This window comes from Pseudomonas sp. 1L-E-NC-VB-C3 (assembly GCF_057291535.1).
Map to the genome: position 1 here is coordinate 1 of NZ_JBXAWD010000020.1, position 24942 is coordinate 24942.

Here is a 24942-nt window from a genome sequence, read left to right on the forward strand (position 1 = left end):
CCAGGGAGAGGGAACTGATTGGGGATACTCAAGAAATTCATCGACCTGACACAGCCACGCCGAATCCATAATCGACACGGTCGTTCAGGTCAATGTGTGACCCAAGACAACTCGGTCGGCTCCCTCTCCCCCGGGAGAGGGCTGGGGTGAGGGGAAAAGGCTTGACTCAATACCCGACGGTAAAACGCTGGCGCGAATGCTTCGGCGTTTCCACTTCGTCAATCAGCGCAATCGCGTAATCGGCAAATGTGATCCAGCTGCGTCCTTCGGCACTGACCAACAGATGATCCTTGCCGACGCGGAATGTGCCACTGCGCTCACCCTCGACGAACTCCGCCGACGGCGACAAAAAGGTCCAGTCCAGTTCCTGCTCGTGACGCAACGCATCAAGAAACTCAGCACCTGCGCTCGCCTCGGCTTTGTATTCGGCCGGGAAACCGGCACTGTCGATCACTCGCGTGTCATCCGGCAGCAACAGCGAACCGGCGCCGCCGACCACCAGCAAGCGCTTCACGCCCGCCTGCTTCACCGGTCCGACAATCGCCGAGGCCGGGACGGAGGCGAAATGCGCTGCGCTGATCACTGCGTCGTGACCGGCCACCGCCGCTTGCAGCGCCGCCGAATCCAGTACGTCGAGGCTCTTGCTGACGACACCGGCACGGCTGCCGATCTTCGAGGTATCGCGGGCAATGGCGGTGACGCTGTGGCCGCGACGCAGGGCTTCTTCCAGCAATTGGCTACCGGCACGGCCGGTGGCACCAATGATTGCGATCTTGCTCATGACATTCTCCAGTTGGCTTGAAAATGCTGCGTGTTCAGGTTCGGCTTACCACTGCATCTCGCCCTTGGCGACTTTTGCGCTGAGTTCCAGCGAGCTTTCCTCGCCGAGTTGCGGGTAGCGTTTTTTCATCGCAACGATCAGTGCAGCAGAGTCTTTGGCCTTGGCGGTTTCGGCATCGAAGGCCTTGATGTAATCAGCGGTGAATTTCACGCTGGCCAGCGAGCGGCTGCTGTCCCCCAGGTAATGACCGGGCACCACGGTTTGCGGTTTCAGGCTTTCGATGGTGTGCAGGGTGTGCAGCCAATCGGCGTGGGATTGCGCGGTCTGGGTGTCGGCCATCCACACATGAATGTTCTCGGCGACCACTACGCCACCGACCACTGCTTTGAGCGACGGGATCCATACGAAGCTGCGATCCGGTTGCTTGCCGTCGAGGCCGATCACCTGCAATTGCTTGCCTTCGAGGGTCAGGCTGTCGCCCTTGAGCACGTCCGGGACGATGGTTTTCGCCGGCACGTCGGCGCCCATTTTCGGCCCCCAGTAGGCCAGTTTGCCGTCGACGGTGTGCTTGATGTGATCGACAGTCGGCTGCGAAGCCAGCACTTTCGCCTGCGGGAATGCCTTGGTCAGGGTGTCGAGGCCAAAGTAGTAATCCGGGTCGCCATGGCTGATGTAGATGGTGGTCAATTGCTTGCCGCTGGCGCGGATCTTTTCCACGACCTGCTCAGCCTGGGATTTGCCGAATTGCGCGTCGACCAGAATCGCTTCTTTCTCACCGCTGACCAGCACCGAGCTGACCGGGAAAATCGCCTGGGTGCCCGGGTTGTAGACATCGAGGCTCAGCTCGGCGGCGGATGCATGGGCGGCAAAGCCGAAAAATGCTGCGGCGAGCAGAACGCGTTTGAAGGGGGTAAAGCCGATCATGTGTTGCTCCGGATTGCGAATGCCAGTCTGGCGATGCAACAGAGCTTAGTTGCCAGACTCAGTACAAAAAATGCGATGCTTGGACATAGTTTGTTTCTGAAAGCGGGCAAATCATGGATCGGCTTCAAGCAATGCGGGTATTCGTCACGGTCGTGGACCTGGGCAGCCAGTCGGCGGCGGCCGACCACCTCGACCTGTCGCGGCCGGTGGTGTCGCGCTATCTGGCGGAGCTGGAAGACTGGGTCGGCGCGCGGCTTATGCACCGCACCACGCGCAAATTGAGCCTGACCGCCGCCGGCAGCGAAATCCTCCCGCGCTGCCGGCAGATGATCGACCTGTCGCACGACATGCAGGCCGCCGTCAGCGAACCCGATGACGCGCCGCGCGGACTGCTGCGGATCAGCGTCAGCACCTCGTTTGGCCAAGCGCAACTGGCCGATGCGATGGCGGCATATGTCAGGCTTTACCCCGGCGTGAGCATCGATCTGCAGATGCTCGACCGCACGGTGAATCTGGTCGATGAACGCATCGATCTGGCGATTCGCACCAGCAATGATCTTGATCCGAATCTGATCGCCCGGCGCCTGACCGTGTGCCGCTCGGTGGTCTGCGCAGCGCCGGCTTACCTGCTTGAGCATCCGGCGCCGCAAACGGTTGAGGATTTGAGCCGACATAACTGCCTGACCCATTCCTATTTCGGCAAGAGCCTGTGGCATTTCGAGGAGGATGGCGAACCGGTTTCGGTACCGGTGCAGGGCAATATCAGCGCCAACGAGGCCAGCACCCTTCTGCGCGCAACCCTGGCCGGCGCGGGCGTGGCGATGCTGCCGACCTACCAGGCTGGCGTGCATATTCACAGCGGCGAACTGCTGCGTTTGCTGCCACATGTCGAACCGCGCCAGATGAATATCTACGCGGTGTACGCCTCACGCAAACACATGCCGGCGGCACTGCGCAGCATGCTCGACTTTCTGGTTGAGCGCTTTCCCGAGGCCCCGGCCTGGGATGCCGGCCTGTAAACCCGCTCCGACATGGGCATCAATCACCTGAATGGCCGGCTAAATCCTCAAGCGCACTCGCTGGCAAGTGCGCGCCGCTGACCTATGCTCAAAGTAATACCGCAAGGTAGACGTTCAGAGGTCGAACACCATGAACATCAAAACAAAAAGATACGCCGCCATCTTCATCACCTGCGCCGCCACGCTGGCGCTGTACGGCACCGCTGCCTGGCGGGTCGAGCAGTTGCGCCAGCTGCCGCGCGAGTATGCGAGCTGCAACTATGAGCGGTGTATTCCGCACAATGCCACGCTGAACGCATTGCGCTGATAGACCTGCGCTGGAATGCAACTGCTGTGGGAGCGAGCCTGCTCGCGAATGCGCTGTGTCAGCCAGCCTAGTTGCTGAATGAAAGACCGTATTCGCGAGCAGGCTCGCTCCCACAGGGCTCATCAGCGCATCAGGATTGTTGCTCGGCCTTCAAGCGGTCGCGGAATGCCTTTGGCGAAATCCCCACCCGGCGACGGAACAGGCGCGTGAAGTTGGTCGGATCGGAAAAACCGAGCAACTCCGACATCTCGTAAATCGTCATGCTGGTGTAGGTCAGCAGGCGCTTGGCTTCCAGCAACTGACGCTCGTGCATGATCTGCAACGCCGGTTGCCCGGCCAGTTCACGGCAGGTGCCGTTGAGGTGCGACACGGAGATGCCCAGGCGATGGGCGAGGTCTTCGACCTTGACGTGCTGGCGGTAAGTCTCTTCCACCAACTGAATGAAACCGTTGAGGTATTCGCGCTGGCGTTGCGGCCGTTGGCTGGCCTTGTGCCGGACGATCGCCTGGCGGCTGACCCAGACCATGATCACGCTGACCAGCGAATGCATGAGCATTTCCCGCGCCGGTTGATGGCCGTTGTACTCGGCCTGCAACGCTGAAAACAGGCTGTTGAGATAATCGCCATCCTTGCCGGCCGGGTAGTTTTCCGCCCGGGCCAGCGCGTGTACCGAATCGCCCAATTGCGCCTGCAAATGATTGATCAGCGGCGTGGCCAAGGTGACGATGAAGCCTTCAACATCCTCGGAAAAACGAAACCCGTGCACCGATAACGGTGGCAGCACCTGAATCGCTGGCGTCTCGAGTTGCGTGCGCTGGCCTTCGATTTCGAGCTCTGCCTGACCTTTGAAAACGAACAGCAGCTGGCACAGATCCGCGTGGCGGTGAGGTTTGATTTCCCATTGATGTTCGCGACTGCGCGAGGAAATGGTTTCACAGTGCAGCAAGTCCGGGGTCGGCCAGTCCAGGCTTTCACCGTAGAGCTTGAACACCGGAATAGAAGGCAGGGCAGGCTTGTTCATACTTCAATCCAGGCCTCTGGTTTTTGGGCGATAATCGCACCGATTGGCAGAATGTACAGGTATCGGCTCAGTTTTCACCTTCAATTGACAGACCCGCAAGGGAAAAATGCAAGCACTCGATCCATAAAATCATTCACCGGCTGTTGCTGCGTGAAGCTTGCGAGTCATAAAAACAATGAAAACCCTGAAAACCCAAGTCGCCATTATCGGCGCCGGTCCTTCCGGACTGCTCCTCGGCCAGTTGCTGCACAACGCTGGCATCGAAACCCTGATCCTCGAACGCCAGACGCCTGATTACATTCTTGGGCGCATCCGTGCCGGTGTGCTTGAACAAGGCATGGTAGAGCTGCTGCGTGAGGCCGGCGTCGGTCAGCGAATGGATGTCGAAGGCCTGGTTCATGGCGGCTTCGATCTGGCGCTGGACGGGCGTCAGGTGCACATCGATCTGCACGCTCTGACCGGCGGTAAAACAGTAATGGTCTACGGTCAGACCGAGGTCACCCGCGACCTGATGGCCGCTCGTCGGGACGCGGGGGCGCCGACAATTTATCAGGCGAGCAATGTCGTTCCCCACGGCATGAAAAGCGACGAAGCTTTCGTCACCTTCGAAAAGGACGGTGAAAGCTGGCGCGTCGATTGCGATTACATCGCCGGTTGCGATGGTTTCCACGGCGTCGCGCGGCAGTCGATTCCGGCCGATTGCCTGAAGATCTTCGAGCGGGTCTACCCGTTCGGCTGGCTGGGCATTCTCGCCGACACACCGCCGGTCCACGACGAATTGGTCTATGCCCGCCACGAGCGTGGCTTCGCTTTGTGCAGCATGCGTTCGGCCACCCGCACCCGCTATTACCTGCAAGTCCCGGCGGATGAAAACGTCGACGACTGGAGCGATCAGCGTTTCTGGGATGAGCTGAAAAAACGCCTGCCGGATGCCCTCGCGGAAAAACTGGTGACCGGCCCTTCGATCGAAAAAAGCATCGCGCCGCTGCGCAGTTTTGTCGTCGAGCCAATGCAGTACGGGCGCATGTTTCTCGTCGGCGACGCCGCACATATCGTACCGCCGACTGGCGCCAAGGGCTTGAACCTGGCGGCCAGCGATGTCAGCACGTTGTTCAATATTCTGCTGAAGGTCTATCGCGAAGGCCGCACTGATCTTCTGGAAAAATACTCGGAAATCTGCCTGCGCCGGGTGTGGAAAGCCGAACGGTTTTCCTGGTGGATGACGTCGATGCTGCATCGCTTCGACGAGCACGATGAATTCAGCCAGCGCATCTGCGCTTCGGAACTGGACTATTTTGTCAGCTCGCAAGCCGGGCAAAAAACCATTGCAGAAAATTACGTCGGGCTTCCGTACGAGGCTATCGAATAGCTTCCTACCGACTTACACTGCGAGCATCCACCCGCGCGCGATGGCCGCGCGGGTCCATCAATGCCCGCAGGCTCGCCCGTGACCACTCTCAATCAACCTGAAACGCCCAAACCGGCCATTCGCAGCGTGCTGGTCGCCTTGATGATGGCGATCTTCCTCGGTGCGCTGGACCAGACCATCGTCGCCGTATCGATGCCGGCGATCTCCGCGCAATTCAAGGACGTCAGCCTGCTGGCCTGGGTGATTTCCGGTTACATGGTGGCGATGACCGTGGCGGTGCCGATCTACGGCAAACTCGGCGACCTGTACGGGCGGCGCAAACTGATGTTGTTCGGCATGGGCCTGTTCACCCTCGCCTCGCTGTTCTGCGGCATGGCGCAGAGCATGGAGCAACTGGTGCTGGCGCGGATCCTTCAGGGCATCGGCGCCGGCGGCATGATCTCGGTGAGTCAGGCGATCATCGGCGACATCGTCCCGCCACGTGAACGCGGGCGCTATCAGGGTTACTTCAGCAGCATGTACGCCGTGGCCAGCGTCGCCGGCCCGGTGCTCGGCGGCTACATGACCGAATACCTGTCGTGGCGCTGGGTGTTTCTGATCAACCTGCCGCTGGGGCTTGGCGCGTGGTGGGTGGCACGGCGCAACCTGCGCGGCTTGCCGATTCCGCAGCGCAAACCGGTGATCGATTACCTCGGCACGGTGCTGATGATCATCGGCCTGACCTCGTTGTTGCTCGGTATCACCGAAGTCGGCCAGGGCCATTCATGGCGCAGCGGCGAAGTGCTCGGCCTGTTCGCTGGTGCCGTGGTGGTATTGGCGCTGTTCGTCTGGCATGAACGCCGGGCGCGGGAGCCGTTGCTGCCGATGCACTTGTTCACCAATCGCAGCGCGCTGCTGTGCTGGTGCACGATTTTCTTCACCAGTTTCCAGGCCATCTCGCTGATCGTGCTGATGCCATTGCGTTTCCAAAGCGTCACCGGGGCTGGCGCCGACAGTGCGGCGTTGCACTTGCTGCCATTGGCGATGGGCTTGCCGATCGGCGCCTATTTCGCCGGTCGCCGCACCTCGATTACCGGACGCTACAAACCGCAGATTCTCACCGGGGCGATCCTCATGCCGATCTCGATTCTCGGCATGGCCTTCAGTCCGCCCCAAGCAACCTTGCTCAGCGGTTTGTTCATGTTGCTCAGCGGCATCGCCGGCGGCATGCAGTTCCCGACCTCGCTGGTCGGCACACAAAACTCGGTGGAACAACGCGACATCGGCGTCGCCACCAGCACCACCAACCTGTTCCGCTCACTGGGCGGCGCGGTGGGCGTGGCGTTGATGTCGGCGCTGCTGCTGGCGTTGCTGCACGATTCCAGTTTCGCCCATCTGGCGAACAGTTCGCTGATCAGCGAAGGGCATTCGGGCAACGTCCTGCTCGATGGCCTGAACGCCGCACCCGGCGAAGCGCAGAACGCTTTGCGCGCGGAACTGCTGGTGACCTTCCGCCACTTGCTCTGGGTCAGCACGGCAGTGTCGTTGCTGGGGCTGGCAGCGGCGATTGCCATGCCGAACAACCTGCTGCGCGGACGGGAGCACGGCGCGAAATAATTGCCGCAACAAATACCACTGTGGGAGCGAGCCTGCTCGCGAATGCGCGGTGTCAGCCGACACATAGCTGAATGACACACCGCTTCGCGAGCAGGCTCGCTCCCACAAGGGAACGGTGTTCGCTCAAGGGCTGTAATAACCCACCGCGACGAGGAAGTGCCCGACCTTTTTCAGGTACGCATGCTTGTCCTCGATCTTGCCGGTCACCGGGTTTTTCCAGCGGTATTCGTATTCGCCTTCATCCTGCTTGCCGATCAGCGCCAGAATCGGCTCGCCCACTGGCTTGCCTTCCGGGTCCTTGACCTTGCCAAAATCAGTGTTGATCAAGCGCAGATTGGTGCCGTGGGCGACATAACGCTGGTTGTTCAGATCGACCACGAAGACATACAGGTCATCCTGCAGGTATCCGCCCTTGAGCGAGTTGATCGCAACCAGCGTGCCCTTCTCGTCCTTGCCCAGATCCGTCGCGGCTTTGTCCAGCAAGGCCTTGGCCTGCTCAGCCGACGCCCGTGGCAAGTAGTAACCCACCGCGAGAATCCGCTGCCCGACGCGCTGATAAAACACATGCTTGCGCTCGACCTTGCCGTCGGCCCAGTTCTGCCAGCGGTATTCGGCCTGCTGGATGCCGTTGCCTTCCGGCACTTTCAGCGCATCCTTGAACGCCTTCTGCAGATCCGGCCCGAGGACTTCGCTGACATCACGGCCGATCAGCGCCGATGACGGCCCGCCACTGGCAAGCATGACGCCTTTGGTGTCGAGGACGAACACGTAGCGATCCTTGTCGACGAACTCACCCTGGCGGCTGAAGGCGGCGAAGGCCTTGTCGCCATTGTCGTGGTAGTAGGCCAAGGCTTTTTCCAGCAGGGCGATGGCCGCCTGACTGTCATCCTTGGCGGCGGTGGCGGCGCTGGCCTGGCCGAAACCGGCCAGCAGAATCAGGCCGAGCCAGGCCACTTTATGCAAAAACCCCATAGCGCATCCCTCGTTCTTTTTGGTGTCTCAAGAGCGTAGACGGCTTGGGCTGATGTACGAGTATTCAGAATGATGCAGGGCATTACAGACCCCTGTGGTGGGGGGACAAAGCCCTCCGGACAACAGATCAGTCGCTACGGGCGGGAATTGATCTGCTGCTGCAGGTTCTGGATCTGCGCCTGCAAGGTGTTGAGGTTGCGGGTCATCTGCGCGCGGAACGCATCGAACTCGGCGGTATTGCCGCCACCCTGTGGCGCTGCAGGGCGATTGTCCTGCTGACTTTTCAGCACGACGATGTCCTGCTCCAGACGATCGATCGCCGCGCTCGGGTTGCCCTGTTTCTTCAGCGCGGCGATATCGGCACCGAGGCTTTTGAACTGGGCGTCGAAAGCTTTCAACTGCGCATCGACCTTGCTGGTATCGGCCGGGGTGCTTTTGATGGTCGCCAGCTCGGCGCTCAAGGCTTTGACCTGAGCCTGCAACTGCGTATTGGCGTTCTGCTGTTCGGTGGTCTGCGCGGTCATTTGCGCCAGCCGCTTGTCCAGCTCGCTGGTCTGCCCGGCCACGCCTTGCTGCTGCTTGCTCTGGTCGAGCAGCTTGCCTTCGAGTTGTTTGATCTGCAGCTTCAGCGCTTCGCTGTCACTGTTGACGTTGCTCTGGCTGGCGACGACCTTGCCGGAAATATCCTGCAGGCGCCCCGCCGCTTCTTCGCTGATGCGGGCGAAGCTTTCCTGGGTGGCGACCAGTTGCTGTTCCATCAGCGATATCTGCTGGAAGCTCCACCAGGCCAGACCGATGAAGGCGAAAAACAACGCACCGACCAGCGCCCACAGCGGCCCGGTGCTGGCGGCCCTGACCTTGACCACTGGCGCCGTGCGCGAATGCACGGAAGTACGGGGGCTGGGCGCGATGTCATCGTCGTCGAACGGGTCAGCGCGCAGGCTTGGCACGTTATCGAAATCGTCGTCGTGGGCATCGTTTCGCATGGACATTGAGGTAACCTTTGGCAAACGCGGTGATGGCTAAATGCTGCGAAGTATAACCGCCGCAGCCGCAGGCATTGACCCTCAACCCGCAAGGCGGTTCATTGCCGCCCGGCCGAATCGTTTCAACGGATGTCCTGGGCTTTCCACCACGCACAGAACTCATCGAGGGCAGCCCAGAGGCTGACTTTCGGATCGTAGTCGAGATAATGCCGGGCGCGGCTGATGTCGAGGGTGAAATTTTTTTTCATGACCTGCATGCCCAGACGCGACAGGGTCGGCTCCGGGCGTCCCGGCCAGAGCATGCACGCGCCTTCGTTGAGCGCCGCGACACTGTACGCGAGACCGTAGGAGCGATATTTGCGCACCTGATCGACGTCCATCCGGCGCATCACGTAATTGACCACGTCCCACAGCGGCACCGGCGTACCGTTGCTGATGTTGTAGGCCTTGCCCAGCGCAGAACCTTGCGCCAACAAGCTGCTGAGCATGGCTTCGTTGAGGTTTTGCACGCTGGTGAAATCGACCTTGTTCAAGCCATTGCCGATGATCGCCAGCCGGCCCTTGCGTTGCATCTTCAGCAGGCGCGGGAAGATGCTCATGTCGCCGGCACCGGTGACGAAACGCGGGCGCAGGGCGATGGTTTCCAGACCGAATTCCTGGGCACCGAAGACTTTCTGCTCGGCCAGATACTTGGTCGCGGCGTAGGGATGCTTGAAGCGTTTGGGCACTTGCTCTTCGGTCAGACCGAGATGGTCGCGGCCATCGAAATAGATCGACGGCGACGACAGATGCACCAGCCGCCGCACCCGCTGCTTGAGGCAAGCTTCGACGACGTTTTCGGTGACTTCGACGTTGCCTTGATGAAAGTCCTGATAACGCCCCCACACACCGACAGCACCAGCGCAATGCACCACGGCCTCGACATCGCTGCACAGGTCGCGCACCAGATCGGCGTCGCTCAGATCGCCCGGCACGAACTCCGCGCCCCGGCGCACCAGATGTTCGACGCTCTCGGCCCGGCGACCGTTGACCCGCACTTCAAGGCCCTGCTCCAGGGCGAAACGCGCAAAGCGCCCGCCAATAAAGCCACTGGCGCCGGTAACCAAAATCTTCATCAAAAACTCCAGGGAAGCAGCTGCAAGCTTCGAGCTTTCAGCTGCAAGTTGAAACGGTACGTGTTCTTGCCGCTTGCAGCTTGACGCTTGTTGCTGCGTTCAAGCCACTAGCCATTGCTTTGAGGAGCGCAGCAGTTGCTCGGTCAGTAGATTGAGCAACTGGCCGCCATTGCGCCAATGATGCCAGTACAGCGGCACGTCGATCGGTTTATCTGGCAGCAATTCGCGCAGCACCCCGCGTTGCAATTGCTCGCGCACCTGCAGTTCCGGCACCAGGCCCCAGCCCAGACCGGCTTCGGTCAGGCGGATGAAGCCTTCGGAGGACGGGCATAAATGGTGCTCGAACGCGCCGTCGACGCCCAACAGCGCCAGATAGCGATGCTGAAGGAAATCGTCCGGGCCGAACACCAGCGCCGGGGTGCGCGGCAGCTGTTCGGCGCGCACGCCTTCGGGAAAATGCCGAGCGAGGAAGGCTGGACTGGCCAGCGCCCGATAACGCATGGCGCCGAGCAATACGCTGCGTGCGCCGGCCACCGGCCGCTCGCTGGCACACAGGCATGCGGCCACTTCACCGGCACGCATGCGCTTGAGGCCAACGGTCTGGTCTTCGACGATCAGGTCGAGCAACAAATGCTGCTCGGCGCAGAAATCGCCGACGGCCTCGGCCCACCAAGTGGCGAGGCTGTCGGCGTTGAGGGCGATGCGCAGGCGATCGGGCAGGCCTTCTTCGTCGAGCGCCGGCACCACTGATTGCAAGTCGCGCTCGAGCAGACGCACCTGCTGCACATGGTTGAGCAAGCGTCGGCCGATCTCGGTCGGCGCTGGCGGTGTTTCGCGCACCAGCACTGGCTGGCCGACCCGCGCTTCAAGCAATTTGATGCGCTGGGAGATCGCCGACTGCGACAGGCCGAGCACCTGTGCGGCGCGATCGAATCCGGCCTGCTCGACCACTGCGGCGAGCGCGGAAAGCAATTTATAGTCGAACATCAGTTTTCCTAATGGGCGATCAGCACTATTGGTTTTTCTTATACAGCGTCACACCGGAGAATAGCCAGCAAGCACTCTCTTTCAAGGATCTCTCCCATGTGGCAAAGCTACGTAAACGGCCTGTTGGTGGCGTTCGGCCTGATCATGGCGATCGGCACGCAGAACGCTTTTGTCTTGGCGCAAAGCCTGCGCCGTGAACACCATTTGCCGGTGGCGGCATTGTGCGTAGTGTGTGACGCGATTCTGGTCGCGGCCGGGGTGTTCGGCCTGGCGACGATCCTCGCGCAGAACCCGACCCTGCTGGCGATCGCCCGTTGGGGCGGTGCGACGTTTCTGATCTGGTACGGCAGCCAGGCACTGCGCCGGGCCTGTTCGAAGCAGAGCCTTGAGCAAGGCGAAAACCAGACCGTGCGTTCGCTGCGCGCAGTGATGCTCAGCGCTCTGGCGGTGACCTTGCTCAACCCCCACGTTTATCTCGATACGGTTTTGCTGATCGGCTCGCTGGGCGCGCAGCAGTCGGTGCCGGGCGCTTATGTGGTCGGCGCGGCGAGTGCATCGTTGCTGTGGTTTTTCACCCTGGCCCTAGGCGCGGCGTGGCTGGCACCGTGGCTGGCCCGCCCGAGCACGTGGCGCATTCTCGATCTGGTGGTGGCGTTGATGATGTTCGCCGTCGCCGCGCAGTTGATCATCGCCGGATGAATAATTGCCAAAGGCTCTGGAACCTCTATCCCACACAGTTGTTGCGTGGTTAAGGCGCGACCCCGGTGCTATGATCCGAACCCTGCGCCGCAAAGAGTAAAAACTCGCCGGTGCATTTCCGGCCGCCCGTGATCGGCCTTGCGCTCACCGCAACAGACCTGATTAGGAGAATCATCATGGCTTTCGAATTGCCGCCGCTGCCTTACGCACACGATGCCCTGCAGCCGCACATCTCCAAGGAAACCCTGGAGTTCCACCACGACAAGCACCACAACACCTACGTCGTGAACCTGAACAACCTGGTGCCAGGCACCGAGTTTGAAGGCAAGACCCTGGAAGAAATCGTCAAGACTTCTTCGGGCGGCATCTTCAACAACGCCGCTCAGGTCTGGAACCACACTTTCTACTGGAACTGCCTGGCGCCAAACGCCGGCGGTCAACCAACCGGCGCCCTGGCAGATGCCATCAACGCAGCGTTCGGTTCGTTCGACAAGTTCAAGGAAGAATTCAGCAAAACCTCGATCGGCACCTTCGGTTCCGGCTGGGGCTGGCTGGTGAAAAAGGCTGACGGTTCCCTGGCCCTGGCCAGCACCATCGGCGCCGGCAACCCGCTGACCAGCGGCGACACCCCGCTGCTGACCTGCGACGTCTGGGAACACGCTTACTACATCGACTACCGTAACCTGCGTCCGAAGTACGTTGAAGCGTTCTGGAACCTGGTCAACTGGAAGTTCGTGGCCGAGCAGTTCGAAGGCAAAACCTTCACCGCTTAAGCTGCACGCCAGATGAAAAACCCGGCTTCGGCCGGGTTTTTTTATGCCCGGCGCATGGCGTTTCTTGCACGGTAAAAGCAGCTTCGCGCCGTTTGCCGCCAGCCCCCAGCCGTCTACCATCACAGAAAGGAAAAAATCTTTGGCCCAGTGCTCAAGTTGAAGGCAATTGCAACCGACACAGTTAATTCAGAGCTATTACTCAAATGACGACATTGCGGCCAGGATCACGGCGACTTTTCCCGTGCCTGATTGTCCCTTTGACTGCCAACCCGGGATTGCCAATACTCATGGCAACTTGACGCTACCCGCACGGAACAAGGAATAACCCTTTGAAGCTGGAACTCAAGAACAGCTTGTCGGTGAAGTTGCTCCGGGTCGTGCTCCTGTCGGCATTGATCGTAGGCGTAGTCTTGAGCTGCGCGCAGATTGTCTTCGATGCCTACAAGACCCGTCAGGCTGTGGCCGGCGACGCCGAGCGCATCCTCGACATGTTCCGCGATCCATCGACCCAGGCCGTGTACAGCCTGGATCGGGAAATGGGCATGCAGGTGATCGAAGGGCTGTTCCAGGACGACGCCGTGCGTCAGGCCTCCATCGGCCACCCCAACGAAGCCATGCTGGCGCAAAAATCCCGCGAACTGCAGCATTCCAATAGCCGTTGGCTGACCGACCTGATTCTCGGCCAGGAACGCACCTTTACCACGCAATTGGTCGGCCGTGGCCCTTACAGCGAATACTACGGCGACCTGAGCATCACCCTCGACACCGCCACTTATGGCGAAGGTTTCATCGTCAGCTCGGTGATCATTTTCATTTCCGGGGTGTTGCGCGCACTGGCGTTGGGGCTGGTGCTGTATCTGGTCTATCACTGGCTGCTGACCAAACCGCTGTCACGAATCATCGAGCACCTCACCGAAATCAACCCCGATCGTCCCAGCGAGCACAAGATTCCGCAGATCAAGGGCCACGAAAAGAACGAACTGGGCCTGTGGATCAACACTGCCAACCAGTTGCTCGAGTCCATCGAACGCAACACCCACCTGCGCCACGAAGCGGAAAACAGCCTGCTGCGCATGGCCCAGTACGACTTCCTCACCGGCCTGCCGAACCGCCAGCAATTGCAGCAGCAACTGGACAAGATTCTGGTGGATGCCGGCAAGCTGCAGCGCCGCGTCGCGGTGTTGTGCGTCGGCCTGGATGACTTCAAGGGCATCAACGAGCAATTCAGCTACCAGACCGGCGACCAATTGCTGCTGGCCCTGGCCGATCGTTTACGTGCCCACAGCGGTCGCCTGGGCGCCCTCGCTCGCCTGGGCGGCGATCAGTTCGCGCTGGTGCAGGCCGACATTGAACAGCCTTACGAAGCAGCAGAACTGGCGCAGAGCATTCTCGATGATCTTGAGGCGCCCTTCGCCCTCGACGATCAGGAAATCCGCCTGCGCGCGACCATCGGCATCACCCTGTTTCCGGAGGACGGCGACAGCACCGAGAAGCTGTTGCAGAAAGCCGAGCAGACCATGACCCTGGCCAAGACCCGCTCGCGCAATCGCTATCAGTTCTATATCGCCAGCGTCGACAGCGAGATGCGCCGTCGTCGCGAGCTGGAAAAGGATTTGCGCGATGCGCTGATCCGCGACCAGTTCTACCTCGTCTATCAGCCGCAGATCAGTTATCGCGATCACCGCGTGGTTGGCGTCGAAGCGCTGATTCGCTGGCAACATCCGGAACACGGGCTGGTGCCGCCGGACCTGTTCATTCCGCTGGCCGAACAGAACGGCACGATCATCGCCATCGGCGAGTGGGTGCTCGATCAGGCCTGCAAGCAATTGCGCGAATGGCACGATCAAGGTTTTGTCGATTTGCGCATGGCGGTCAATCTGTCCACCGTGCAACTGCACCACGCCGAGCTGCCACGGGTGGTCAACAACCTGTTGCAGATGTACCGCTTGCCGCCGCGCAGTCTGGAACTGGAAGTCACCGAAACCGGCCTGATGGAAGACATCACCACCGCCGCCCAGCATCTGCTCAGCCTGCGCCGCTCCGGCGCGCTGATCGCGATCGACGACTTCGGCACCGGCTACTCGTCCCTCAGCTATCTGAAAAGCCTGCCGCTGGACAAGATCAAGATCGACAAAAGCTTCGTGCAGGACCTGCTCGATGACGACGATGACGCGACCATCGTTCGGGCGATCATTCAACTGGGCAAGAGCCTCGGCATGCAGGTGATTGCCGAAGGCGTGGAAACCGCCGAGCAGGAAACCTACATCATTTCCGAGGGTTGCCACGAAGGTCAGGGCTACCACTACAGCAAACCGCTGCCGGCGCGGGAGCTGGGTATTTACCTCAAGCAGGCGCAACGCAGCAACGCGGCTATTTTATAAGATCGCAGCCTTCGGCAGCTCCTACATTTGAAATGCGTTCCCCCTGTAGGAGCTGACGAGTGAAACGAGGCTGCGACTTTTGATTTTCATGCGCAAATAAGAAATATTTCCAAGCACGCCTTTACACATAATGCGAAAGATTTGCATTATGTCGCAGTTTTGCGCGCCCCCGGCGCCAGTCCATTCAACTACCGAAGCAGGATGTTCGCCATGATTCGTATGCCTCTGGCTACCGCCAGTCTGCTGGCCATCGCTATTTCCCTCGCCGGTTGCGGCGAAGGCAAGGACAAAGAAAAAGCCTCCGAAATGACTCCGGCTTCCAGCAGCGCTGCTCCAGCCCCTGCCGCTGCACCGGCTCCTGCTGCCGGTAAAGTTGACGATGCTGCCGCCAAGGCTGTGGTCGCGCACTATGCCGACATGGTCTTCGCCGTTTACAGCGATGCCGAATCCACTGCGAAAACCCTGCAAACTGCGGTCGACGCGTTCCTCGCCAAGCCGAATGCCGACACCCTCAAAGCCGCCAAGGCTGCCTGGGTCGCCGCGCGCGTGCCGTACCTGCAGAGCGAAGTGTTCCGCTTCGGCAACACCATCATTGACGATTGGGAAGGTCAGGTTAACGCCTGGCCGCTGGACGAAGGCCTGATCGACTACGTCGACAAATCCTACGAGCACGCACTGGGTAACCCGGGCGCCAGCGCCAATATCATCGCCAACACCGAAGTGCAGGTCGGCGAAGACAAAGTCGACGTGAAAGAAATCACCCCGGAAAAACTCGCCAGCCTCAACGAGCTGGGCGGCTCGGAAGCCAACGTCGCCACCGGCTACCACGCGATCGAATTCCTGCTCTGGGGCCAGGATCTGAACGGCACCGGCCCTGGCGCTGGCAACCGTCCGGCCTCGGACTACCTGGAAGGCGCCGGCGCCACCGGTGGTCACAACGAGCGTCGTCGCGCCTACCTGAAAGCCGTGACCCAACTGCTGGTCAGCGATCTGGAAGAAATGGTCGCCAACTGGAAGCCGAACGTGGCCGACAACTACCGCGCCACCCTGGAAGCCGAGCCAGGCGAAACCGGCCTGCGCAAAATGCTCTTCGGCATGGGCAGCCTGTCCCTGGGTGAACTGGCGGGCGAGCGCATGAAGGTTTCCCTGGAAGCCAACTCCCCTGAAGACGAGCAGGATTGCTTCAGCGACAACACCCACTACTCGCACTTCTACGACGCCAAAGGCGTGCGTAATGTTTACCTGGGCGAGTACACCCGTGTTGACGGCACCAAGATGACCGGCGCCAGCCTGTCGTCGCTGGTGGCCAAGGCCGATCCGGCTGCCGACACCGCGCTGAAAGCCGATCTGGCCGCGACCGAAGCGAAGATCCAGGTCATGGTCGATCACGCCAACAAGGGTGAGCACTACGACCAGTTGATCGCTGCCGGCAACACCGCTGGCAACCAGGTCGTTCGCGACGCCATCGCCGCGCTGGTCAAGCAGACCGGCTCGATCGAAGCCGCTGCGGGCAAACTGGGCATCAGCGACCTGAACCCGGACAGCGCCGATCACGAATTCTGATCGCAGCGTCCGCGTCAAAAAGAGGCGACCTTCGGGTCGCCTTTTTCATACCCCATGTTCACAGTCCCCTGTAGGAGCTGCCGAAGGCTGCGATCTGTTGATCTTGATTTTTGAAGATCAAAATCAAAAGATCGCAGCCTTCGGCAGCTCCTACAGGAGGTTTGCATCGCTCTGCAGATTTGCGCTGTATCAAGCAAACGATAATTCCTCTTATTCAAACTCCCTCGCCCTGTTAGACTTTGCGCCTTCATTTTTGCCCGTCCGCAGGATGTCTGATGCCCTCGCTGCCTCTTCGCTTGTCCGCACTGTTGCTGGCCCTGGGCCTGAGTGCCTGCGATGACGCCCCGCGTTTCACCAAGGCCGAGCCGGGGGAAGCGCGTTCGGGCGGTGCGGCGACCGTGCGCAAGAGCGATCAGAACGCCTTCTCCCTGCCATCGGCCAACTTGCCGCCCTCGCGGCGCGTGGACTTCAGTGTCGGCAACAGTTTCTTTCGCAGCCCGTGGGTGATCGCGCCGTCGACCACCACGGCGCGCGACGGTCTCGGCCCGTTGTTCAATACCAACGCCTGCCAGAACTGCCACATCAAGGACGGTCGCGGTCATCCGCCGGCACCTGATGCAAGCAATGCAGTGTCGATGCTGGTGCGCCTGTCGATTCCCGACGCGCCGCAATACGCCAAAGTCATCCAACAGCTCGGCGTAGTGCCGGAGCCGGTATATGGCGGGCAGTTCCAGGATATGGCCGTGCCCGGCGTTGCCCCGGAAGGCAAGGTGCGGGTGGATTACACGCCGGTGCCGGTACGCTTCAAGGACGGCACTGAAGTCGAGCTGCGCAAACCGACCTTGCAGATCACTCAACTCGGTTACGGGCCGATGCACCCGGACACGCGTTTTTCCGCGCGGGTGGCGCCGCCGATGATTGGTCTGGGCCTGCTCGAAGCGATCCCTGAAGAGGCGATCCTCGCCAACGCCGCCGCCCAGGCGAAAGAGAACAACGGCATCAATGGCCGACCCAACCAGGTCTGGGATGACCAGTTGCAGAAAACCGTCATCGGCCGGTTCGGCTGGAAAGCCGGGCAACCGAATCTCAATCAACAGAATGTTCACGCGTTCTCCGGTGACATGGGCCTGACCACCAGCCTGCGGCCGTTCGACGATTGCACCGAGGCGCAGACTGCCTGCAAACAGGCGCCGAACGGCAATGGCCCGGACGGTGAACCGGAGGTGAGCGACAACATTCTGCGGCTGGTGCTGTTCTACAGCCGCAATCTCGCAGTGCCGGCGCGCCGTGGCGTCAACGATCCACAGGTGCTGGCCGGCAAGAATCTGTTTTTCCAGGCCGGTTGCCAGTCGTGCCACACGCCGAAATACACCACGGCCGCCGATGCCGCCGAACCGGAATTGGCCAATCAGGTGATTCGTCCATACAGCGACTTGCTGCTGCATGACATGGGCGAAGGCCTGGCGGACAACCGCACCGAATTTCGGGCCTCCGGCCGAGACTGGCGCACGCCGCCGTTGTGGGGGATCGGTCTGACGCAAGCGGTCAGCGGTCACACCCAGTTTTTGCATGACGGTCGCGCACGCAACCTGCTCGAAGCGGTGCTCTGGCATGGCGGCGAGGCGACGGCGGCGCAGCAACAGGTTTTGTCTTTCAATGCCGAGCAGCGCGCTGCGTTGCTGGCTTTTCTGAACTCACTTTAAATACTGTAAAAGCATCGGGAGCCCGACATGTTCCGTCCCAAGTTACTGTTCACCAGCCTTGCCGCGCTCGCCCTCGGCGCCTGCTCGCCGCAGGACCCGCAAGCGGTCACTTCGGCGGCGATCGCCAAATCGGTGATCCTGCCGACCTACACTCGCTGGGTCGAAGCCGACCGGCAACTGGCGGTCAGCGCCCTCGCCTACTGCCAGGGCAAAGAGACCCTGGAAACCGCCCGTGCCGACTTCCTTCACGCGCAGAAAGCCTGGGCCGAGTTGCAACCGCTGTTGATCGGGCCGCTGGCCGAGGGCAATCGCTCGTGGCAAGTACAGTTCTGGCCGGACAAGAAAAATCTCGTCGGCCGTCAGGTCGAGCAACTGGTCGTCGCCCAGCCGCAGATCGATGCCGCCGCACTGGCCAAATCCAGCGTCGTGGTGCAGGGCCTGTCGGCTTACGAATACATCCTCTTCGACGCCAAGCCTGACGTCGCCAACGACGCGCAAAAAGCCAAATACTGCCCGCTGCTGATCGCCATCGGCGAACGCCAGAAGCAACTGGCCGAAGAAATCCTGCAGGGCTGGAACAACACCGACGGCATGCTCGCGCAGATGAGCAAGTTCCCTAACCAGCGCTACGCCGACTCCCACGAAGCGATCGCCGATCTGCTGCGCGTACAAGTGACGGCACTGGATACCCTGAAGAAAAAACTCGGCACGCCGATGGGCCGCCAGAGCAAAGGCGTGCCGCAGCCATTCCAGGCGGATGCGTGGCGCAGCCAGTCGTCGCTGACGGCGCTGGAAGCCAGCCTTGCCGCCGCCAAAACCGTCTGGGAAGGCGTCGACAACAAAGGCCTGCGCGGTCTGCTGCCGGCCGAGCAGAAACCGTTGGCGGACAAGATCGATGCCGCTTATGCCGCTTCGCTGAAGCTGTTCGACAGCACCCAGCGTTCGCTCGGCGAAATGCTCGAAGACGACGCCGGGCGCCAGCAACTCAACGATATCTACGACAGCCTCAACGTCGTCCATCGCCTGCATGAAGGCGAGCTGGCCAAGGCGCTGGGCATCCAACTGGGCTTCAACGCCAACGACGGTGACTGATGAGGGCGAGTGCCATGCTGCGACGTCAGGTTCTGACTTTAGGTAGTGCACTGCTGGGAGCAGTGACGCTGGGCGGCTGGACGCTGTTCAAACGCAAGGATCAGAGCCCGCTGTTGCTGTCGGCGCGCGACGATACTGACGGCAAGCATTACGCCGTCGGCTATCGGCTCGACGGTACGCGGGTGTTCGCCACCCACGTCGGCCAGCGTTGTCACGACATCATCAATCATCCGACGCAGCCGCTGGCGCTGTTCGTCGCGCGGCGTCCGGGAACCGAGAGTTACCTGATCGACCTGCGCGACGGCAAGCTGCTGCAGACCGTGACCTCGCAGCCGGACCGGCACTTCTACGGCCACGCCGTGGTGCACAAGGACGGCGAATACCTGTACGCCACCGAGAATGACACGAGCGATCCCGGCCGTGGCCTGCTCGGCGTGTACAAGTTCGAAGGCGAACGGCTGGTGCACACGGGCGAGATTTCCACTCACGGTCTCGGCCCGCATCAGGTGTCCTGGATGCCCGACGGCGAGACGCTGGTAGTGGCCAACGGTGGGATTCGCACCGAGGCGGAAAGCCGCGTCGACATGAACCTTAACGCCATGGAACCGAGCCTGGTGTTGATGCAGCGCGACGGCACGTTGCTGAGCAAGGAAACCCTCGCCCAGCAGATGAACAGCGTCCGCCACCTGGGCATCGCCAGTGACGGCACCATCGTCGCCGGTCAGCAATTCATGGGGCCGTCCCACGAGCGTTCGGAGCTGTTGGCGATCAAGCGACCGGGACAAGCGTTCGTGGCGTTCCCGGTGGCCGAGCAGCAGTTGCAGGCGATGGGGCACTACACCGCCAGCGTCGCGGTGCACAGCGATCTGCGTCTGGTCGCGTTGACGGCACCGCGTGGCAATCGTTTCTTTATCTGGGATCTGGACAGCGGCGAACTGCGCCTCGATGCGCCTTTGCCTGATTGCGCCGGCGTCGGTGCGGTAAAGGATGGCTTTGTCGTGACCTCGGGGCAGGGCCGTTGCCGTTACTACGATTGCCGCCAGGAACAACTGCTGGCCAAGCCGCTGGAATTGCCGGCGGGGCTCTGGGACAACCATCTTCATCTGATGGCCTGATACCCCCCATTTTTGAGACGGCCCCCCATCCTGTGGCGAGGGGATTTATCCCCGTTGGGTGGCGCAGCCGCCCTTAAAACTGCAATTGCGGTATGACTGAAGGATTCAGGGGGCCGCTTCGCAGCCCAACGGGGATAAATCCCCTCGCCACAGGGTTCATATCCGGCCTTCACGTAATAACTGCCAGTTGGAATCCCCACCTGACTCAGAGTAATGTGCCCGCCTGTCTCATGATTTATCCAAGGAAATGGAAATATGCTGCGTCGCCGCATGCTGATCATGTTGGGTGTTGTTTTGCTGATCGTCCTGGTACTGGGCGGATACAAAGCCTTTTCGATCTACACGATGATCCAGGGCTTTTCCAAGCCCAAGCCGCCGATCAGCGTCGCCGTGGCCACTGCCGGCGAACAGCCGTGGCAGATGCGCCTGCCCACCGTCGGCACGCTCAAGGCCCTGCAAGGTGTCGACTTGAGTCTGGAAGTCGCCGGCACCGTCACTGAACTCAAATTCGAATCCGGGCAGAAGGTCAAGGCCGGGCAACCGCTGCTGCAACTCGACAGCGCCGTGGAGACTGCCCTGCTGGAAACTGCCCGCGCCGATTTAGGCCTGGCACAACTGGACTTCGGCCGTGGCGCGCAACTGGTCGACAGCCGCGCGATCTCCAAAGGCGAGTACGACCGCCTCTCCGCCGTTCTCCAAAAGAACAAGGCCACGGTCAATCAGCTCAACGCGTCGCTGGCGAAAAAGCGTATCCTCGCGCCATTCAGCGGCACCATCGGCATCCGCCAGGTCGACGTCGGCGACTACCTCGCCAGCGGTACCAAAATCGCCACGTTGCAGGATTTGAGCAGCCTCTACGCTGACTTCTACGTGCCGGAACAAGCGGTGCCGAAACTCGCTATCGGCCAGCCCGTGCAGTTCACCGTCGCCGCGTATCCGGGGCAGAACTTTGTCGGCAAGATCAGCGCGATCAACCCGATCGTCGAAAGCACCACGCGCAACATCCTCGTCCGCGCCACCCTCGCCAACCCCGACGGCAAGCTGCTGCCGGGGATGTTCGCCAGCCTTGAAGTGCTGCTGCCTGATCCGCAGAAGCACATCGTGGTGCCGGAGAGCGCGATCACCTACACCCTGTACGGCAACTCGGTGTACGTGGTCGGGCAGAAGAAGGCCGAGGATGGCAGCGTCGCCAAGGATGACAACGGCCAACCGCTGCTGATTGCCGAGCGGCGCTTCGTCGAGACCGGTGAACGCCGCGATGGCCTGGTGATGATCAACAAGGGCGTGCAGAGCGGCGAACAAGTGGTGACGGCTGGCCAGATCAAACTGGACAACGGCGCCCACATTGCCATCAGCGACGACAAGACCCTCGGCGAGCAGAACAGTCCGCCTCGCGCCGACTGATCAAGGAATCCCCATGGCTTTTACCGATCCGTTCATCCGCCGCCCGGTGCTCGCCACCGTGGTCAGCCTGCTGATTGTGCTGCTGGGCTTTCAGGCCTGGAGCAAGCTGCCGCTGCGCCAGTACCCGCAAATGGAAAACGCCCTGATCACGGTGACCACCGCTTATCCCGGGGCCAACGCCGAAACCATTCAGGGCTACATCACCCAGCCGATGCAACAGAGCCTGGCCAGCGCCGAAGGCATCGATTACATGACCTCGGTCAGCCGGCAGAACTTCTCGGTGATTTCGATTTACGCGCGCATCGGTGCCAACACCGACCGCTTGTTCACCGAACTGCTGGCCAAGGCCAACGAGGTGAAGAACAAGCTGCCGCAGGACGCCGAAGACCCGGTGCTGAGCAAGGAGTCCGCCGACGCTTCGGCGCTGATGTACATCAGTTTCTTCAGCAAAGACCTGAGCAACCCGCAGATTACCGACTATCTGTCGCGGGTCATCCAGCCAAAACTGGCGACGCTGCCGGGCATGGCCGAAGCGGAGATTCTCGGCAATCAGGTGTTCGCCATGCGCCTGTGGCTCGACCCGGTGAAACTCGCCGGCTTCGGTCTCAGTGCCGCCGACGTGACTGCGGCGGTGCGCCAGTACAACTTTCTCTCGGCGGCGGGCGAAGTGAAAGGCGAGTACACCGTCACCAGCATCAACGCCAACACCGAACTGAAATCCGCGGAAGCCTTCGCGGCGATTCCGCTCAAGGTCGATGGCGACAGCCGCGTGTTGCTGCGTGATGTCGCGCGGGTGGAAATGGGCGCGGAAAACTACGATTCGATCAGCTCGTTCGGCGGCACGCCGTCGGTGTATATCGGCATCAAGGCCACTCCCGGCGCCAACCCGCTGGACGTGATCAAGGAAGTGCGCAAGCTGATGCCCGAGCTGGAAGCGCAGCTGCCGCCGAACCTGAAAAGCGAAATCGCCTACGACGCCACGCTGTTCATTCAGGCCTCCATCGATGAGGTGGTGAAGACCTTGTTCGAAGCGGTACTGATCGTCATCGTCGTGGTGTTCCTGTTCCTCGGCGCGTTGCGTTCGGTGGTGATCCCGGTGGTGACCATTCCGCTGTCGATGATCGGCGTGATGTTCTTCATGCAGATGATGGGTTACTCGATGAACCTGCTGACGCTGCTGGCGATGGTGCTGGCCATCGGTCTGGTGGTGGACGACGCGATCGTCGTGGTGGAAAACATCCACCGGCACATCGAGGAAGGCAAGACGCCGTTCGACGCAGCCCTGGAAGGCGCCCGGGAAATCGCCATGCCAGTGGTGTCGATGACCATCACCCTGGCGGCGGTGTATGCGCCGATCGGTTTTCTCACCGGGCTGACCGGAGCGCTGTTCAAGGAGTTCGCCCTGACCCTGGCCGGCGCGGTGGTGATCTCCGGCGTCGTCGCCCTGACGCTGTCGCCGATGATGTGCGCGTTTCTGCTGCGCCACGAAGAGAATCCCAGCGGCCTGGCCCATCGTCTCGACCGAGTCTTTGAAGGCCTCAAGCGCCGTTATCAAAGCATGCTGCATGGCACGCTGAATACTCGGCCGGTGGTGCTGGTGTTTGCGGTGATCGTGCTGTGCCTGATTCCGGTGTTTCTCAAGTTCACCAAGTCGGAACTGGCCCCGGACGAGGACCAGGGCATCATTTTCATGATGGCCAGCGCGCCGCAGCCGACCAACCTCGACTACCTGAGCACCTACACCGACGAATTCATCACCATCTTCAAGGAGTTTCCCGAGTACTACTCCTCGTTCCAGATCAACGGCTATAGCGGCGTGCAGGCCGGTATCGGCGGCTTCCTGCTCAAGCCATGGAATGAGCGTAGCCGCACGCAGATGGAAATCCTCCCCGAGGTGCAGAGCAGACTGGAGAGCATTCCCGGCCTGCAGATCTTCGGTTTCAACCTGCCCTCCCTGCCCGGCACCGGTGAAGGCCTGCCCTTCGAATTCGTGATCAACACCGCCAATGACTACGAGCTGCTGCTGCAAGTCGCCGAGCGCATCGAGAAACGCGCCATGGAGTCGGGCAAGTTCGCCTTCGTCGACCTCGATCTGGCGTTCGACAAGCCGGAAGTAGTGGTCGATATCGACCGCGACAAGGCTGCGCAGATGGGCGTGTCGATGCTCGACCTCGGCAGCACGCTGGCGACCTTGCTCGGCGAGGCGGAGATCAACCGCTTCACCATCGACGGGCGCAGCTACAAGGTCATCGCCCAGGTCGAACGGGCCTACCGCGACAACCCGGACTGGCTGAACAATTACTACGTGAAAAACACCCAGGGCGAATTGCTGCCGCTGTCGACCTTGATCAAGGTCAGCGACCGCGCACGGCCGCGCCAGCTCAATCAGTTCCAGCAGCTCAACGCAGCGAAGATTTCCGGTTTCCCGCTGGTGAGCATGGGCGAAGCCATCGATACCGTGCAGCAGATTGCCCGCGAAGAAGCACCGGCCGGGTTTGCCTTCGATTACGGCGGTGCCTCGCGCCAGTACGTGCAGGAAGGCAGCGCATTGTGGGTCACGTTTGCCTTGGCGCTGGCGATCATCTTTCTGGTGCTGGCCGCACAGTTTGAAAGCTTCCGCGATCCGTTGGTGATTCTGGTCACCGTACCGCTGTCGATCTGCGGCGCGCTGATCCCGTTGTTCCTCGGCTGGTCGAGCATGAACATCTACACCCAGGTCGGGCTGGTGACGCTGATCGGCCTGATCAGCAAGCACGGCATCCTGATCGTCGAATTCGCCAACCAGTTGCGCAAGGACAAGGGCCTGAGCGCCCGTGACGCGGTGGAGGAAGCGGCAGCAATTCGCTTGCGCCCGGTGCTGATGACGACGGCGGCAATGGTGTTCGGCATGGTGCCGCTGATTCTGGCCACCGGGGCGGGAGCCGTGAGCCGTTTTGATATCGGCATGGTGATTGCGACGGGGATGTCGATTGGCACGCTGTTTACGCTGTTCGTGCTGCCGTGTGTTTATACCTTCCTGGCGAAACCGGATGCCAAGACGTGACCCTGCAGGAGTTGCCGAACGCTGCGATCTTTGATTGATCGTTCCCACGCTCTGCGTGGGAATGCTGCTCGGGACGCTCCGCGTCCCATTGG

20 protein-coding genes are annotated in these 24942 nt (G+C 61.0%); 13 read left to right on the forward strand and 7 right to left on the reverse strand.

All coding sequences use genetic code 11. The annotated features are described in order from the left end of the window. Window positions 1-166: 166 nt before the first annotated feature. Together AC0Z5Z_RS24655 and AC0Z5Z_RS24660 are read right to left on the reverse strand one after the other, a co-directional pair. Entirely contained in the window at window positions 167-781 is a 615-nt protein-coding gene (locus AC0Z5Z_RS24655; protein ID WP_375122599.1) for an NAD(P)-dependent oxidoreductase, read from the reverse strand. Window positions 782-826: 45 nt separating this feature from the next. Further along, window positions 827-1705, reverse strand: coding sequence for an MBL fold metallo-hydrolase (locus AC0Z5Z_RS24660; RefSeq protein WP_485611774.1), 879 nt, complete (start codon window positions 1703-1705; stop codon window positions 827-829). 113 nt (window positions 1706-1818) lie between these two features. Here AC0Z5Z_RS24660 and AC0Z5Z_RS24665 point away from each other — a divergent pair, with 113 nt between their 5' ends. Continuing rightward, on the forward strand, window positions 1819-2724 hold the full coding sequence (locus tag AC0Z5Z_RS24665) for a LysR family transcriptional regulator (RefSeq protein ID WP_323167727.1): 906 nt from the start codon (window positions 1819-1821) through the stop codon (window positions 2722-2724). A gap of 130 nt (window positions 2725-2854) precedes the next feature. After that, window positions 2855-3031, forward strand: coding sequence for a hypothetical protein (locus tag AC0Z5Z_RS24670; RefSeq protein ID WP_016773438.1), 177 nt, complete (start codon window positions 2855-2857; stop codon window positions 3029-3031). Between the two features lie 130 nt (window positions 3032-3161). Here the strand turns inward: AC0Z5Z_RS24670 and AC0Z5Z_RS24675 are convergent, their stop codons facing one another. Next, window positions 3162-4052, reverse strand: a complete 891-nt coding sequence (locus AC0Z5Z_RS24675) for a helix-turn-helix domain-containing protein (RefSeq protein ID WP_024014136.1) — start codon at window positions 4050-4052, stop codon at window positions 3162-3164. A gap of 175 nt (window positions 4053-4227) precedes the next feature. Between AC0Z5Z_RS24675 and pobA the strand changes: the two genes are divergently transcribed. Then, window positions 4228-5421 (forward strand): 4-hydroxybenzoate 3-monooxygenase, encoded by a 1194-nt coding sequence (pobA, locus tag AC0Z5Z_RS24680; RefSeq protein WP_485611775.1) that lies wholly within the window; start codon window positions 4228-4230, stop codon window positions 5419-5421. A gap of 78 nt (window positions 5422-5499) precedes the next feature. After that, a complete protein-coding gene (locus tag AC0Z5Z_RS24685) occupies window positions 5500-7017 on the forward strand; it encodes an MDR family MFS transporter (protein WP_485611776.1) in 1518 nt (505 codons plus the stop codon). 123 nt (window positions 7018-7140) lie between these two features. Here AC0Z5Z_RS24685 and AC0Z5Z_RS24690 read toward each other — a convergent pair whose 3' ends face one another. From AC0Z5Z_RS24690 to AC0Z5Z_RS24705, 4 genes are all read right to left on the reverse strand, one after another. Further along, window positions 7141-7989 (reverse strand): cache domain-containing protein, encoded by an 849-nt coding sequence (locus AC0Z5Z_RS24690; RefSeq protein WP_095181439.1) that lies wholly within the window; start codon window positions 7987-7989, stop codon window positions 7141-7143. A 134-nt stretch (window positions 7990-8123) separates the two neighbouring features. Then, window positions 8124-8981 (reverse strand): ATPase, encoded by an 858-nt coding sequence (locus tag AC0Z5Z_RS24695; RefSeq protein ID WP_252868193.1) that lies wholly within the window; start codon window positions 8979-8981, stop codon window positions 8124-8126. A 116-nt stretch (window positions 8982-9097) separates the two neighbouring features. Further along, window positions 9098-10090, reverse strand: a complete 993-nt coding sequence (locus AC0Z5Z_RS24700) for an NAD-dependent epimerase/dehydratase family protein (protein ID WP_236168290.1) — start codon at window positions 10088-10090, stop codon at window positions 9098-9100. Between the two features lie 99 nt (window positions 10091-10189). Further along, window positions 10190-11077: a LysR family transcriptional regulator ArgP gene (locus tag AC0Z5Z_RS24705; RefSeq protein ID WP_406227282.1), complete on the reverse strand. Its 888-nt coding sequence runs from the start codon at window positions 11075-11077 to the stop codon at window positions 10190-10192. A gap of 96 nt (window positions 11078-11173) precedes the next feature. Here AC0Z5Z_RS24705 and AC0Z5Z_RS24710 point away from each other — a divergent pair, with 96 nt between their 5' ends. The 9 genes from AC0Z5Z_RS24710 to AC0Z5Z_RS24750 all read left to right on the forward strand — a co-directional run bounded on the left by AC0Z5Z_RS24710 (window position 11174) and on the right by AC0Z5Z_RS24750 (window position 24850). Further along, window positions 11174-11776 (forward strand): LysE/ArgO family amino acid transporter, encoded by a 603-nt coding sequence (locus AC0Z5Z_RS24710; protein WP_016773432.1) that lies wholly within the window; start codon window positions 11174-11176, stop codon window positions 11774-11776. A gap of 176 nt (window positions 11777-11952) precedes the next feature. After that, window positions 11953-12549 (forward strand): superoxide dismutase, encoded by a 597-nt coding sequence (locus AC0Z5Z_RS24715; protein WP_016773431.1) that lies wholly within the window; start codon window positions 11953-11955, stop codon window positions 12547-12549. 329 nt (window positions 12550-12878) lie between these two features. Continuing rightward, on the forward strand, window positions 12879-14930 hold the full coding sequence (locus tag AC0Z5Z_RS24720; protein ID WP_016773430.1) for a putative bifunctional diguanylate cyclase/phosphodiesterase: 2052 nt from the start codon (window positions 12879-12881) through the stop codon (window positions 14928-14930). A 210-nt stretch (window positions 14931-15140) separates the two neighbouring features. Next, on the forward strand, window positions 15141-16493 hold the full coding sequence (locus AC0Z5Z_RS24725; protein ID WP_056789973.1) for an imelysin family protein: 1353 nt from the start codon (window positions 15141-15143) through the stop codon (window positions 16491-16493). Window positions 16494-16768: 275 nt separating this feature from the next. Next, window positions 16769-18196: a di-heme oxidoreductase family protein gene (locus AC0Z5Z_RS24730; RefSeq protein WP_485611777.1), complete on the forward strand. Its 1428-nt coding sequence runs from the start codon at window positions 16769-16771 to the stop codon at window positions 18194-18196. A 27-nt stretch (window positions 18197-18223) separates the two neighbouring features. Further along, a complete protein-coding gene (locus AC0Z5Z_RS24735; protein WP_056789978.1) occupies window positions 18224-19288 on the forward strand; it encodes an imelysin family protein in 1065 nt (354 codons plus the stop codon). 14 nt (window positions 19289-19302) lie between these two features. After that, entirely contained in the window at window positions 19303-20403 is a 1101-nt protein-coding gene (locus AC0Z5Z_RS24740; RefSeq protein WP_056789981.1) for a DUF1513 domain-containing protein, read from the forward strand. A gap of 255 nt (window positions 20404-20658) precedes the next feature. Beyond that, entirely contained in the window at window positions 20659-21807 is a 1149-nt protein-coding gene (locus AC0Z5Z_RS24745) for an efflux RND transporter periplasmic adaptor subunit (protein ID WP_076563993.1), read from the forward strand. 13 nt (window positions 21808-21820) lie between these two features. Continuing rightward, window positions 21821-24850 carry a multidrug efflux RND transporter permease subunit gene (locus AC0Z5Z_RS24750; RefSeq protein ID WP_485611778.1) on the forward strand — a complete coding sequence of 1010 codons (3030 nt, stop codon included), beginning with the start codon at window positions 21821-21823 and terminating at the stop codon, window positions 24848-24850. Window positions 24851-24942: the final 92 nt, after the last annotated feature.

Excerpts from the sequence above, each read along its gene's own strand:
- AC0Z5Z_RS24655 (WP_375122599.1), bottom strand. The coding sequence starts at position 781 with ATGAGCAAGATCGCAATCATTGGTGCCACCGGCCGTGCCGGTAGCCAA.
- AC0Z5Z_RS24660 (WP_485611774.1), bottom strand. The coding sequence starts at position 1,705 with ATGATCGGCTTTACCCCCTTCAAACGCGTTCTGCTCGCCGCAGCATTT.
- AC0Z5Z_RS24665 (WP_323167727.1), top strand. The coding sequence starts at position 1,819 with ATGGATCGGCTTCAAGCAATGCGGGTATTCGTCACGGTCGTGGACCTG.
- AC0Z5Z_RS24670 (WP_016773438.1), top strand. The coding sequence starts at position 2,855 with ATGAACATCAAAACAAAAAGATACGCCGCCATCTTCATCACCTGCGCC.
- AC0Z5Z_RS24675 (WP_024014136.1), bottom strand. The coding sequence starts at position 4,052 with ATGAACAAGCCTGCCCTGCCTTCTATTCCGGTGTTCAAGCTCTACGGT.
- pobA (WP_485611775.1), top strand. The coding sequence starts at position 4,228 with ATGAAAACCCTGAAAACCCAAGTCGCCATTATCGGCGCCGGTCCTTCC.
- AC0Z5Z_RS24690 (WP_095181439.1), bottom strand. The coding sequence starts at position 7,989 with ATGGGGTTTTTGCATAAAGTGGCCTGGCTCGGCCTGATTCTGCTGGCC.
- AC0Z5Z_RS24695 (WP_252868193.1), bottom strand. The coding sequence starts at position 8,981 with ATGTCCATGCGAAACGATGCCCACGACGACGATTTCGATAACGTGCCA.
- AC0Z5Z_RS24700 (WP_236168290.1), bottom strand. The coding sequence starts at position 10,090 with ATGAAGATTTTGGTTACCGGCGCCAGTGGCTTTATTGGCGGGCGCTTT.
- AC0Z5Z_RS24705 (WP_406227282.1), bottom strand. The coding sequence starts at position 11,077 with ATGTTCGACTATAAATTGCTTTCCGCGCTCGCCGCAGTGGTCGAGCAG.
- AC0Z5Z_RS24710 (WP_016773432.1), top strand. The coding sequence starts at position 11,174 with ATGTGGCAAAGCTACGTAAACGGCCTGTTGGTGGCGTTCGGCCTGATC.
- AC0Z5Z_RS24715 (WP_016773431.1), top strand. The coding sequence starts at position 11,953 with ATGGCTTTCGAATTGCCGCCGCTGCCTTACGCACACGATGCCCTGCAG.
- AC0Z5Z_RS24725 (WP_056789973.1), top strand. The coding sequence starts at position 15,141 with ATGATTCGTATGCCTCTGGCTACCGCCAGTCTGCTGGCCATCGCTATT.
- AC0Z5Z_RS24730 (WP_485611777.1), top strand. The coding sequence starts at position 16,769 with ATGCCCTCGCTGCCTCTTCGCTTGTCCGCACTGTTGCTGGCCCTGGGC.
- AC0Z5Z_RS24735 (WP_056789978.1), top strand. The coding sequence starts at position 18,224 with ATGTTCCGTCCCAAGTTACTGTTCACCAGCCTTGCCGCGCTCGCCCTC.
- AC0Z5Z_RS24740 (WP_056789981.1), top strand. The coding sequence starts at position 19,303 with ATGCTGCGACGTCAGGTTCTGACTTTAGGTAGTGCACTGCTGGGAGCA.
- AC0Z5Z_RS24745 (WP_076563993.1), top strand. The coding sequence starts at position 20,659 with ATGCTGCGTCGCCGCATGCTGATCATGTTGGGTGTTGTTTTGCTGATC.
- AC0Z5Z_RS24750 (WP_485611778.1), top strand. The coding sequence starts at position 21,821 with ATGGCTTTTACCGATCCGTTCATCCGCCGCCCGGTGCTCGCCACCGTG.